10 protein-coding genes are annotated in these 12,827 nt (G+C 69.0%); 4 read left to right on the top strand and 6 right to left on the bottom strand.

What is annotated here, in order from left to right; genetic code table 11:
• The first annotated feature begins 14 nt into the window (after nucleotides 1-14).
• From VGE03_RS02815 to VGE03_RS02805, 3 genes are all read left to right on the top strand, one after another.
• Nucleotides 15-1,961, top strand: a complete 1,947-nt coding sequence (locus VGE03_RS02815; protein ID WP_331044954.1) for a M1 family metallopeptidase — start codon at nucleotides 15-17, stop codon at nucleotides 1,959-1,961.
• Nucleotides 1,962-2,186: 225 nt separating this feature from the next.
• Nucleotides 2,187-3,272 (top strand): 4-hydroxyphenylpyruvate dioxygenase, encoded by a 1,086-nt coding sequence (gene hppD, locus VGE03_RS02810; RefSeq protein ID WP_331044953.1) that lies wholly within the window; start codon nucleotides 2,187-2,189, stop codon nucleotides 3,270-3,272.
• The gene (locus VGE03_RS02805) at nucleotides 3,273-3,461 is read left to right on the top strand and encodes a hypothetical protein (RefSeq protein WP_331044952.1); all 189 of its coding nucleotides are present in this window, start codon (nucleotides 3,273-3,275) and stop codon (nucleotides 3,459-3,461) included.
• Between the two features lie 7 nt (nucleotides 3,462-3,468).
• Here VGE03_RS02805 and VGE03_RS02800 read toward each other — a convergent pair whose 3' ends face one another.
• From VGE03_RS02800 to VGE03_RS02790, 3 genes are read right to left on the bottom strand one after another with little or no spacing between them, the layout of a single operon-like run.
• The gene (locus VGE03_RS02800) at nucleotides 3,469-6,753 is read right to left on the bottom strand and encodes an error-prone DNA polymerase (protein ID WP_331044951.1); all 3,285 of its coding nucleotides are present in this window, start codon (nucleotides 6,751-6,753) and stop codon (nucleotides 3,469-3,471) included.
• The gene (locus tag VGE03_RS02795; protein WP_331044950.1) at nucleotides 6,750-8,360 is read right to left on the bottom strand and encodes a DNA polymerase Y family protein; all 1,611 of its coding nucleotides are present in this window, start codon (nucleotides 8,358-8,360) and stop codon (nucleotides 6,750-6,752) included. Before VGE03_RS02795 ends, VGE03_RS02800 begins: the two co-directional genes overlap by 4 nt.
• On the bottom strand, nucleotides 8,266-8,919 hold the full coding sequence (locus tag VGE03_RS02790; RefSeq protein WP_331044949.1) for a hypothetical protein: 654 nt from the start codon (nucleotides 8,917-8,919) through the stop codon (nucleotides 8,266-8,268). The genes VGE03_RS02795 and VGE03_RS02790 overlap by 95 nt, the downstream gene beginning before the upstream one ends.
• 177 nt (nucleotides 8,920-9,096) lie before the next feature.
• On the opposite strand from VGE03_RS02790, the gene VGE03_RS02785 reads away from it, so the two are divergent.
• Entirely contained in the window at nucleotides 9,097-10,242 is a 1,146-nt protein-coding gene (locus tag VGE03_RS02785) for an N-acetyltransferase (RefSeq protein ID WP_331044948.1), read from the top strand.
• Here the strand turns inward: VGE03_RS02785 and mscL are convergent.
• The 3 genes from mscL to rpsA form a co-directional block, all read right to left on the bottom strand.
• Complete coding sequence (mscL, locus tag VGE03_RS02780) at nucleotides 10,239-10,652, bottom strand: large-conductance mechanosensitive channel protein MscL (RefSeq protein WP_331044947.1); 414 nt, start codon at nucleotides 10,650-10,652, stop codon at nucleotides 10,239-10,241. The genes VGE03_RS02785 and mscL overlap by 4 nt on opposite strands.
• 14 nt (nucleotides 10,653-10,666) lie before the next feature.
• Entirely contained in the window at nucleotides 10,667-10,948 is a 282-nt protein-coding gene (locus VGE03_RS02775; RefSeq protein WP_331044946.1) for an integration host factor subunit beta, read from the bottom strand.
• A gap of 244 nt (nucleotides 10,949-11,192) precedes the next feature.
• Nucleotides 11,193-12,827: 30S ribosomal protein S1 (gene rpsA / locus VGE03_RS02770; RefSeq protein ID WP_331044945.1), on the bottom strand; the 1,635-nt coding region annotated here is incomplete at its 5' end.

Here is a 12,827-nt window from a genome sequence, read left to right as displayed (position 1 = left end):
AAAGAGGTAGTTCAATGATCCGCACGGCCGGTCTGGTCTCCGCCCTCGCCCTTGCGCTCGCCACGGGAGGGTGCGCCATGATGAACGCCTCCGGTTCCGACATGCCGCCGCTGCCCGCCTCGGCCACCGCGCCGATCCAGTATGCGCGCGACATCCACTCCTATGCGCGGCCCGAGATCGCCCACGTGCGCCACGTCTCGCTGGACCTGACCGCCGACTTCACCGCGAAGACCCTGTCGGGCACGGCGACCCTCGACGTCCAGGGCGTCCCGGGCGCGACCGAGGTCATCCTCGACGTCCGCAACCTCGACATCCGCGCCGTGACCGACGCCTCCGGCGCCCCGCTGCAGTTCACGGTCGGCGCCTCGGACCCGATCCTCGGCCAGCCGCTGACCGTCCGCTTCCCGGCCCTGGCCGCTGGGGGCACGCAGAAGATCGTCATCGCCTACGCCACCCGCCCCGACGCGGCGGCCCTGCAATGGCTGACCCCGGCCCAGACCGCGGGCGGCCGTCTGCCCTATATGTTCAGCCAGGGTCAGGCGATCCTCACCCGCACCTGGGTCCCGACCCAGGACAGCCCCGGCATCCGCCAGACCTGGGACGCCCGTATCGTCGCCCCCGCCGACCTGAAGGTGGTGATGAGCGCCGAGACCCTGACCACCGACGGCGAGACCGTCGACGGCGGCAAGGCGTGGCGCTTCCGCATGACCAACCCGGTCCCGCCCTATCTGATCGCCGTCGGCGTCGGCGACGTGGACTTCGCCGCCATCGACGAGCGGACCGGCGTCTGGACCGAGCCGTCGCGCCTGCACGCCGCCCATGACGAACTGGTCCCGACCGCCCGCATGGTCGATGTGGCCGAGGAGCTCTACGGCCCCTACCGCTGGGGCCGCTACGACCTGCTGGTCCTGCCGCCGTCGTTCCCCTTCGGCGGCATGGAGAACCCGCGCCTGACCTTCGCCACCCCGACCATCATCGCCGGCGACCAGTCGCTGGTCTCGCTGGTCGCGCACGAGCTGGCGCACAGCTGGTCGGGCAACCTGGTCACCAACGCCACCTGGGCCGACTTCTGGCTCAACGAGGGCTTCACCGTCTATTTCGAGAACCGGATCATGGAGGCCCTCTACGGCGAGGAGCGCGCCCTGATGCTGCAGTCCCTCGGCTGGGGCGACCTGCAGTCGACGCTGGCGGACCTGCCGCCCGCCGACACCCGCCTGAAGATCGACCTGACCGGCCGCGATCCGGACGAGGGCCTGACCGACATCGCCTACGAGAAGGGCGCCGCCTTCCTGCGCACCATCGAACGCATCGTCGGCCGCGAGCGCTTCGACGCCTGGCTGAAGGGCTATTTCGACCGCAACGCCTTCCGCCCGATGACCACCGAACTGTTCCTGGAGGACATCCGCGCCCACCTCATCCGCGGTGATCAGGCGCTGGAGGCCCAACTGATGATGGACGCCTGGATCTACCAGCCGGGCATGCCGTCCAACTGGGTCCCGCCGGTGTCCAACGCCTTCGTGCCCGTCGATGCGGCGGCGCGCGCCTTCGCCGCCGGCGGTCCGGCCTCGGCCGTTCCGTGGGCGGGCTGGTCGACGCAGGAGCGCCAGCGCTTCCTGGCCTTCCGCCCCGAGGGCCGCGCCGAGGGCGCCGACTGGCTGACCCCGGCCCAGCTGGCCGATCTGGAATCGACCCTGAACCTGAAGGCCGAGGGCAATGCCGAGGTCGTCTACGCCTGGCTGCAGATCGCGGTGCAGCACCGCTATCAGCCCGCCGTGCCGACGCTGGAGCATTTCCTGACCACCCAAGGCCGCCGCAAATTCGTCCTGCCGCTGTTCACCAGCCTGTGGGCCGAAGGCGACTGGGGTCGCCCCATCGCCACCCGCGTCTACGCCCAGGCCCGCCCGGGCTATCACCCGGTGACCACCAACTCCGTCGACGCCGTGGTCGGCCGCCCGAACTGATCTGACCGTATTTGTCGCATCGGTCCCCTATGATGGCCCCGACCTCCCCGGTCGGGGTCCGTCATGTTCAAGTTCGAGTCTTCTCGTTTTCAGGACTCCGGCCAAAAATTTTCCGGTCCCGAACCTGTGTCCCGCGACGCCTTGGCTTCACCGTCCCGCGACACTAGGTTCCGCTCGACAAGATCGACCCCCGAGGGCCGACGCCCCAGTTTCAGGAGACGCCCCATGACTGACGCAGCCACCATCGACCAGGAAAACCCGCTCGGCGTCGACGGCTTCGAGTTCGTCGAGTTCACGGGGCCCGAGCCCGAGGCCATGGTCAGCCGTCTCGAGCTGATGGGCTTCACCCGCACCCATGTGAACCCGGCCACGGGCGCCGTCCGCCTGAAGCAGGGCGACATCACCATGCTGGTGAACCTCTCGCCGACCGGTCAGGCCGCCGACTTCGCCAAGGACCACGGTCCGTCGGCCAACGGCATGGCCTTCCGCGTCGCCAATGCCAAGGAAGCCTATGAAGGCGCCCTGGCCCGCGGCGCCGTCGCCGCCACGGACGCCGCCGGCGGCGCGCTAGGCAATGACTATCCCTACATCCTGCAGGGCATCGGCGGTTCGCTGCTGTACGTGATCGACCAGTACGGCGCGAACGGCTCGCTCTACGACGGCTGGACCGAGATCGAGGGCTGGCAGGACGCCGAGAAGACCAACTCCGTCGGCCTCGAAATCCTCGACCACCTGACCCACAACGTCCGTCGCGGCCAGATGCGCACCTGGTCCGGCTTCTACAACTCGATCTTCAACTTCGAGGAGCAGAAGTATTTCGACATCAAGGGCAAGGCGACCGGCCTGTTCTCGCAGGCCATGATCGCGCCCGACCGCGCCATCCGCATCCCGCTGAACGAAAGCCAGGACGACAACTCGCAGATCGAGGAGTTCCTGCGTCGCTACAACGGCGAGGGCATCCAGCACATCGCCCTGACGACCGCGAACATCTACGAGACGGTCGAGACCATGAAGGCGCGCGGCGTCGACTTCCAGGACACCATCGAGACCTATTTCGAGCTGATCGACAAACGCCTGCCGAACCACGGCGAGGACGTGGAGCGGATGCGCAAGAACCGCATCCTGATCGACGGTTCGGACGAGGAAGGCCTGCTGCTGCAGATCTTCACCCAGGACACCTTCGGCCCGATCTTCTTCGAGATCATCCAGCGCAAGGGCAACGAGGGCTTCGGCAACGGCAATTTCCAGGCCCTGTTCGACTCCATCGAGCTGGACCAGATCCGTCGCGGCGTCATCAAGGTCGACGCCTGAATGCAGATGCGCCCGCCGCACTGGCTGCCCTGGCTCGGCCCGCTCGTCGCGGCCGGGGTCGGGGCGCTGGCGGGCGAATTCTGGCTGGGCGGCGGCTTCTGGACCGTCCTGATCGCCGCCCTCGTCTGCGGCTTCGCCCCGATCATCGGCTACCGCATCTGGAAATGGCGCTGGTTCCGGAAGGGGTGAGCGCCGCCTAGTGAAAATCCCTCGACCCCGGCAGCACCCGCACATCCCTCGGATGTCGGCCGCGTGTCGGGGCATGGCCTGAGCCCGGCGCCGCATCCGGGCTCAGATGGCCCAGCATCGGGGTCCAGTCCTCCAGTTCCTCGACCACCAGATGGGTCACCCCCTCGGCGGTCTGAACCTTGCCCCGCGCCAGCACCATCCGCGCGCCCATGGCCACCGGGCGCAGGCGCTCGAACACGTCGGGCCACAGGACCAGATTGGCGACGCCGGTCTCGTCCTCCACGGTCATGAAGCAGACGCCCTTGGCCGTACCGGGCCGCTGGCGGACCAGCACCACGCCCCCGACCACCACCCGCTTCCCGTTGGTCACGGCCGGATAGGCCGCCGCCGTCAACGCCCCCACCGCCTCCAGCCGGTCGCGCAGATAGCGGACCGGGTGCCCCTTCAGGGACAGGCGGATGGTCTGGTAGTCGCCGACCACCTCCTCGGACGGCGCCAGCTCCGGCAGGGCCTCGGGCGGACGCCCGTCCGCCTCGCGCAGGCCCATGGCCTCGAACAGGGGCGCGCTCGCCACCGGCGGCGCCCCGCGCGCGGCCCACATCCCCTGCCGGCGCGTCAGCTTCAGCGAGCCGCAGGCGTCCGCCTCCGCCAGCCGGTCCATCGCCGCCGGCGTCAGCCGCGCCCGCAGCCGCAGGTCGTCCAGATCGGCGAACGCCCCCTCGGCCCGCGCCGCCATGATGGCCAGCGCCCAGCTCTCCTTGAACCCGTCTATGGCGCGCAGGCCGAGGCGAAGGGCCCGTCGACGCCGCCGGGGCCGCGGCTCAAGCGTCGCATCCCAGTCGCTCATGTTCACATCCGGGTGCCGGACATCGACCCCATGCTCCCGCGCGTCCCGGACGATCTGCGCCGGGGCGTAAAAGCCCATCGGCTGGCTGTTCAGCAGGCAGGCGGCGAACACGTCCGGGTACAGCCACTTCACCCAGGCCGACACATAGACGAGGTGGGCGAACGAGCACGCGTGGCTCTCCGGAAAGCCGTACTCCCCGAACCCCTTGATCTGGTTGAAGCAGTTCTGCGCGAACTCGGGGTCATAGCCGCGCGCGACCATCCGCCCGACCATCAGTTCCTCATAGTTGCCGATGGTGCCGTTGTGGCGGAACGTCGCCATGGCCCGGCGCAGGCCATTGGCCTCATCGCCGGTGAACTCGGCCGCCACCATGGCGATCTTCATCGCCTGCTCCTGAAACAGGGGCACGCCCAGCGTCTTGCGCAGCACATTGGCCAGTTCATCCGGATTGGCCGCCGAGCCCGGCATGGAGAAGCGGTAGCTGCCCCTGCCATGCACCCGCTCATGCGCGCGTCGGTCCGACCGCCGCTGCAGATAGGGATGCACCATCTTGCCCTGGATCGGACCGGGCCGGACGATGGCGACCTGCACCACCAGATCATAGAACTCGCGCGGTCGAAGCCGGGGCAGCATCGACATCTGGGCCCGGCTCTCGACCTGGAAGACGCCCAGCGAGTCGGCCTTGCACAGCATCCGATAGACGCCCCGGCGCTCGGACGGCACCGCCGCCGTATCCTTCAGCGGTCGCCCGTAGGTGTCCTCGATCATGCGGAAGGCGCGCTTCATCGCCGTCAGCATGCCCAGCGCCAGCACATCGACCTTCATCAGCTTCAGATGATCGATGTCGTCCTTGTCCCACTCGATGAAGGTGCGGTCGTCCATCGCCGCATTGCCCACCGGCACGATCTCGATCAGCGGCGTCTGGCTCAACACGAAGCCGCCCACGTGCTGGCTCAGGTGGCGCGGGAATTTGATGATCTCGGCCGTCAACTCCAGCGCCAGTTTCATTCGCGCGTCGTCGCGGCTCAGCCCCGTGCGGTCGACGTGTTCGTCCTTCACCGCATCGCCCCACGAGCCCCAGACCGTGTCGGCCATGCGCGCCGTCACGTCCTCGGTCAGCCCCAGCGCCTTGCCCACATCACGAATGGCCGACCGCGGACGATAGTGAATGATGGTCGCCACGATGGCCGCCCGGTCGCGACCGTAGCGCTCATAGACGTACTGCATCACCTGCTCGCGCCGTTCGTGCTCGAAGTCGACGTCGATGTCCGGCGGCTCGGATCGCTCGGACGAAATGAAGCGCTCGATCAGCACATCCTGCTTTGTCGGATCGACGTTGGTGATGCCAAGGCAGAAGCAGATCACCGAATTCGCCGCCGAGCCCCGGCCCTGACACAGGATTGGATCGGGTCTCGACCGGGCCCAGGCGACCACATCGTGCACCGTCAGGAAGTAGGAGGCGTAGCCGAGGGCCTGAACCAGCCGCAGTTCCTTGAGGATCGTCGCGCGGATGTCCGGCGGCACGCCCTGCGGCCAGCGCATCCTCGCCCCCTTCATGGTCAGTCGCGCCAGCCAGCCCTGCGGTGAGTACCCGGCCGGCACCGGTTCGTCCGGGTACTGATATTCGAGCTCCCGCAGTGAAAACGTGCAGGCCCGCGCCACGTCCATCGTCCGCGCCAGCGCCGCCTCATGGCCGCGAAACAGCCGCCCCATCACTTCCGGCGGCTTCAGGAAGCGCTCGCCGTTGGCCTGCAGCCGCCGCCCGGCCTTGTCGATGGTCGTGCCTTCCCGGATGCAGGTCAGCACGTCCTGCAGCATCCGCCGGTCGGGGTGGTGATACAGCACCGCATTGGTGGCGATCATCGGGGCGCCGGTCCGCTCGGCCATGGCCGCCAGCCGGGCCAGTCTTCTGCGGTCATCACCCCGCCACAGCGGCGGCGCCGCCAGATACAGATCATCCGGCCACGCCGCCCGCCATCGCTCCAGCCGCGCCTCGAAGACCGCGTCCGGCGTCTCCGGCGCGGGCGCCAGGGCGATCATCCCCGCGCCCAGACCGACCGCCTGTTCGAAGGTCAGCCGCGTCTCGGCTTTTTCAATTCTGTCACCCTCGGCCTGAGCACCGGCTTGCGGCACCGCCTCGCTCTTGCCCAGGGTCAGCAGGCGACACAGGCGGCCGTAGGCGGCCCGGTCGCGGGGGAAGACAATCAGGTCCGTCCCGTCGGTGAAGCCGAGCCGCGCGCCGACGATCAGGGGGATGCCAATCTCCTCCGCCCCCATCAGGGCGCGCACCATGCCGGCCAGGGTGTTGCGGTCCGCCACCCCCACGGCGGCCAGCCCCAGCGCCTTCGCCTGGTGCATCACCTCGCCCGGATGCGACGCCCCCTCCAGGAAACTGAAGTTGGTGATCGCCCCAAGCTCCGCGTACTGACCATCCCAGCTAGTCACGCCAGCACCCCGTGCATCCACCAGCTCGGCGCGCGGCGGTCATCGCCCGCCCCGGCGTAATCCCAGCCGTAGCGCCCCTCCCGGAACAGCCAGTAGCGCCCACCCTCGCCGTCCTCGACGCGGTAGTAGTCGCGGGTCCGCGCCTCGCGCCCGTCCGGACGGGGTCGCCACCATTCGGGCGACAGCCGCTCCGGCCCCTCGGCCCTGACGATGCGACGGCTGACCCGCCGCCAGGTGAAGCGCGCGGGCGCCCCGTCCGGCAGGTCGAACACCGGATCCTCCAGCGGCTCGGGCGGGTCCAGCAGCAGGATGGGCCGACGACCGACCTCCGCCGCATCCGCCGCCGGAACCCGGCCCAGCGCCGGGACCAGCCGCTCGGCCCGTTCGGGGATCCAACTGTCCACCGGCGCGGGGGTCAGCACCCGTCCCTCGCCCAGCCGCGCCGTCAGCCGGTCGATCAGTCCCGCCAGACTCTCCGCCTGCTTCGCCTCGGCCTCGGTCTCCAGCGCCCCCTGCCGCGCCGCCATGACCTCGGTCTCGTCGGCGGTCAGCATCAGGGCGTCCAGCCCGAAACCCAGCTCCAGCCGCCCGAACCCCGCCTCGCGGAACAACCGCATCCAGATCGTCACGTCCCGCCCCGGCAGGCCCATGCGCACCGACAGCCGGGTCGCCTCCCCGTCCGTGCGGAAGCCGGTCAGGGTCAGGGCCTTGGCGCCCCGCCCATCCCGTTCCAGCGTCCGCGACAGATCCTGCGCCATGTCCGGCAGGCGCCCCTCCACCCCGGCGATGTCGCCCAAGGGCTCGGCGAAGGCCTGCCACACCCGATAGCGGGCGGGCGGACGCACCGGCACGAGGGCTTCCGCCACATGCCCGCGGGCCTGATCCAGCCGCTTCACCAGCCCGATGGCGTCCCCGTCCCGGAACCGTCGCGCCAGCCCCGCGCGCGGCATGGCGTACAGGCTGCCGATGGTCTTCAGCCCCAGCCGCCGCGCGCCCGAGATCGTCCGGTCGTCCAGCCTCAGGGCGTCGATCGGCAGATCGGCCAGCAGGTCCGACAGGGTCTCGTCCGTGGCGATCGGGTCCTGTCCCTCGCCCCAGCGCGCCAAAGCCCAGGCCGCGCCCGGCGTCGGGGCCATGGCCACACGCGCCGTCGTCCCCGTCTCGGCCAGCCGCGTCCGGATCGACGCCAGCAGGGCTGCCTCGCCGCCGAACAGATGGGCCGCTCCGGTCACGTCGAGGAACAGCCCCTCCAGCCCCTCCTCCGACGGATCGAGGCTGACCGAGGGCGACCACCGCTCGGCCCACACCGCCAGCGCCTTCAGCGCCCGATCGTCGGCGGCGATGTCGGCGGGCTGGCACAGCAGATGCGGGATCATGGCCAGGGCGTCCGCCTGCGTCTGGCCGCGCCGCAGCCCCGCGGCGCGAGCGGCCGGGTTCAGGGCGTGGATCACCGCCGCGCCCCGGCTGTTCTTCAGGATCAGGGCGAACGGGGTTTGAGGGTCGAGGGCGGGATCAGGCGGCGAGGCCGGCCGCCGCGCCCGTTCCAGCGATCGGCGGCGGACCGAAATCGGCCAGTCGATCAGCCAGACGGAGACGATGCGTCTCATCATCCTGCTCCATCATCCAGACGCCGGGCCGCTCGCCGCGCCCGCGCGTCATTTCAGCGACCAGCCTCGTCCGCCCGGGCGCGCGGGGATCGTCCCGATCCGGGGCCGACAGGGCCGCCGTGATTTGCCATCGGCGACGGGCCGCGCTGAGCCCGTCCGGACGCCGCGGCATCATCAAGCCGGTCGCCCCGCCTTCCTTCGCCGCGAACGCCAGCCGCCGGGTCTGGGCCAGGTTCGCCCCATCCACCGCCCCCAGCGCCAAGGACACCGCTCCGGACCGCAACGCCTGTTCCATCACCCACAACCCCTCCGCAGCCGTCGCGACCGGCGTCAGGATCAGGGCCACGCCCGCCAGCCCGGGCCCGTAAGGCCGACCGTTTTCCCCGAGCCAGGCCCGGGACGCGGCGATGAGCACCGGCCGATCGTCGCCCCCGCACCGTCGCGACAGGGCGAACAGCAAGGTCGCCGCCCCGTCCCGCGGCGCCGACGCGCACACCTCTTCCAGGGACTCGGGCGTCTCCGGAAACACAGCGCGAGAAGAGAGATCGGGGGCGAACATGGCGGGCTCGGAACGAGGAATGTTCATTATTTGTTCCAGCCGGAACAGAGTCAAACCGGAATCGCCGTCTTACCTCCGCGCGCCGTCCGAAGACTACCCAAGGATGTACAACCGGCCCGATCCATGCACGTCTCGCGGCGAGAGCCATACTGGTTCCCGAAACGAGACAGCCCAGCCATGACGCCGAGAGAGATCATCGAAGGCGACTACCCCGGGGTTCAGGCCCTGCATCGCAGCGTCGGCTGGCCCGAGCGCTCCCTTGCGGGCTGGCGATGGCTGCACAGCAACCCGGCCCGTCTCGACATCGGCGCACCCGCCGGCTGGATCGTCGACGGCCCCGACGGCGAGCCCGCCGCCCACGTCGGCACCCTGATCCAGCGCTTCCGGCTGGGCGAGCGACGACTGCATGGGGCGACCGGCTTCAACATCATCGTCTCGGCGGCCGCGCGAGGGTCCAGCCGGGGCATGCTGAAGACCTTCACCTGCCAGCCGGGGGTCTTCGCCCGCTACACCTTCAACGCCAATTCGAAGTCCCAGCCCCTTTATGTCCGGCACGGGATGCAGGCCTGGCCCGAACAGACCCACGCCCTGAAGCTGAGCTGGGTGATCGATCCCCTGCCTCTGGCCATCAGCCGCCTGTGGCGCCGGCTCTATCAGGCCGCGCCCGGCCTGATCGGCCCACGTGAGCGTCTGATGAACGACCGGCTGGGCCGGATCGCCCGTCCGACCTTGCCTGAGGGCGTCACCATCCTGACGGACTTCGGCGACCGTTCGCTCTACGCCGCCTTCTGGGAGGCTTTGGCGAGCGAAGGCCGGCTGCTGGCTGACCGAAGCCCCGAGGTGCAGCGTTGGCGCCTTCAGGACCCCGATCTGTCACAGCCCCCTCTGGTCCTCGCCTTCGAGAGGGACGGCGCCGTGGCGGCCTACGCCATGGCCATGATGGCCAAGTCGAACATCCTCGAAGCCCCGGTGCTCGAGATCCTCGATCTCGAAGCGCTGGACGGGCATGCCGACGCCGTCCCCGTCCTGATGCAGGCCCTGATGAACGCGGGCCGCGCCATGGGCGCCGCCAAGCTGAGGCTGCAGACCGTGTCGCCTCGAATGCTGCCGCGATTGGGCGAATTTGCCGACAGCGCCCGCCGTGAGGGCGGCTGGGGCCACTGTCACGTCCACTTCTCGCAGGACGCGCCTGATCCGGCGCTGTGGTCTCCCACCCCCTACGATGGCGACTATGCGATGTGTCTTCGCCCCGTGCCGCTGGAAGTCCGGCGCCAGGGTGTCCGGGCGCCGCTCAGGACGTCCGGGGCCGCCTCCAAGGCCTAGGGGCGGGCCTTCAGTTCGTCGCGGATTTCGGCCAGCAGGGCCTCGGTCGGCGTCGGCGCGGCCGGCGCTTCCGGAGCGGCCGCCTGCTCGCGACGCAGCTTGTTGACCAGCTTGACCATCAGGAAGATCACCACCGCCACGATCAGGAACTGGATCACGGTGTTGATGAAGGCGCCGTACTGGATAGCGACCTTCTCGACCTCTTCGGTCGCGGGATTTTCGGGCGTCAGAACCCATTCCAGGTTCGAGAAATCGACCCGACCCAGCAGCAGTCCGACCGGCGGCATGACCACCTGCTCGACCAGGCTGGTGACGATCTTGCCGAACGACGCGCCGATGATCACGCCGACGGCCAGATCAATGACGTTGCCGCGGGCGATGAATTCCTTGAACTCGGTGACCAGTCCCATGGGGCTCCTGTGGGTCAGTCGGCGTTCAGCCGCTCACGCAGCTCCTTGCCGCTCTTGAAGAAGGGCACGGCCTTGGCCGGCACATCGACCGACTCCCCCGTGCGCGGGTTGCGGCCGGCGCGGGCCGGACGTCCCCGGACGGAAAAGGCTCCGAAGCCGCGAAGTTCCACGCGACCGCCCTCGCCCAGCGCATCGACCATCCGGCCGAGCACGACATTCACCACACGCTCGACCTCCGCATGGGTCAGATGCGTGTTTTCGGCAGCGAGCTTTTCGATGAGCTCGGATTTGATCATGCAGGCCCCCGCCCTGTTCAGCCCTTCCCGGGCCCATACGGGTGCATCTGAACGCCGGATGCAACCCCACCCTAACGCTCGCGCGGCGGGGGAAAAAGGGCCAAAGGCCCGTCAGCGGGGCAAATTGTGAGTTAACTGTCGGCAACCGTACATAAATTCGCCGATGAGAGCGGACTGCGTCCACGAAAAAGGCGGCCGGATTTCTCCGGCCGCCTGATCCGTTTTTCGCCGATGGCGAAGAGGCTTACTCCTTCGAGCCGGCCTTTTCGCGCAGGGCGGCGCCCAGGATGTCGCCCAGCGAGGCGCCCGAGTCGGACGAACCGAACTGTTCGATGGCCTCGGCCTCGTCCTTCATTTCCAGGGCCTTGATCGACACCGACACGCGGCGCGAGGCCTTGTCGACGCCGGTGACCATGGCGTCGACGCGGTCGCCGACCGAGAAGCGCTCGGTGCGCTGCTCGTTGCGATCACGCGACAGGTCCGACTTGCGGATGAACGAGGTCACCGGAGCGTCGTCTTCACCGAACTTGACTTCGATGCCGCCGGTTTCGATCGCCGTCACGGTGACGGTGACCTGCTGACCCTTCTTGTAGGTGTCGCCTTCCATCGGATCGCCGCCGAGCTGCTTGATGCCCAGCGAGACGCGTTCCTTCTCGACGTCGACGTCCAGGACCTTGGCCTTGACGGTTTCGCCCTTGCGGTAACGCTGGATGGCTTCCTCGCCCGACACGTTCCAGTCCAGGTCCGACAGGTGGACCATGCCGTCGATGTCGTTGTCCAGGCCGATGAACAGGCCGAACTCGGTGGCGTTCTTGACTTCGCCCTCGACGGTCGAGCCGATCGGGTGCGAGGCCACGAAGGCGTCCCACGGGTTGTCCTGGGCTTGCTTCAGGCCCAGCGAGATGCGGCGCTTCGAAGCGTCGACATCCAGCACGACCACGTCGACTTCCTGCGAGGTCGAGACGATCTTGCCGGGGTGGACGTTCTTCTTGGTCCACGACATTTCCGAGACGTGCACCAGGCCCTCGACGCCGGCTTCCAGCTCCACGAAGGCGCCGTAGTCGGTGATGTTGGTGATGCGGCCCGACATCTTGGCGCCGACCGGATACTTGGCTTCCACGCCGTCCCACGGGTCGGCCTGCAGCTGCTTCATGCCCAGCGAGATGCGCTGGGTGTCCGGGTTGATCTTGACGATCTGCACCTTGACGGTGTCGCCGACCGCCAGCACCTGCGACGGGTGCGAGACGCGCTTCCACGACATGTCGGTGACGTGCAGCAGGCCGTCGATGCCGCCCAGGTCCACGAACGCGCCGTAGTCGGTGATGTTCTTGACCACGCCTTCGCGGACTTCACCTTCCTGCAGCTGGCCGACCAGCTCGGTGCGCTGTTCGGCGCGGGCTTCTTCCAGGATGGCGCGACGCGAGACGACGATGTTGCCGCGCGGACGGTCCATCTTGAGGATCGCGAACGGCTGCTCCTTGCCCATCAGCGGGGCGACGTCGCGCACCGGACGGATGTCGACCTGCGAGCCCGGCAGGAAGGCCGAGGCGCCGCCCAGGTCGACGGTGAAGCCGCCCTTGACGCGGCCGACGATGACGCCGTTGACCGGCTGGCCGTCGGCGAAGACCACTTCCAGACGGGTCCAGGCTTCCTCGCGGCGGGCCTTGTCGCGGCTGATGACCGCCTCGCCCAGGGCGTTCTCGACGCGCTCCAGGTAGACCTCGACGTTATCGCCGACCTTCGGGATCACGGCGCCTTCGCCGATGCCGAATTCGCGGGCCGGGATGCGGCCTTCGGTCTTCAGACCGACGTCGATGATCAGGATGTCCTTTTCCATGCCGACGACGCGGCCGTGGACGACCTGGCCTTCGCCGAGGTC

It is taken from the genome of Brevundimonas sp., from assembly GCF_036400995.1.
GTDB lineage: Bacteria > Pseudomonadota > Alphaproteobacteria > Caulobacterales > Caulobacteraceae > Brevundimonas.
Note: the sequence above shows the minus strand (reverse complement) of the source record. Positions and strands in the feature narration are given on the sequence as shown.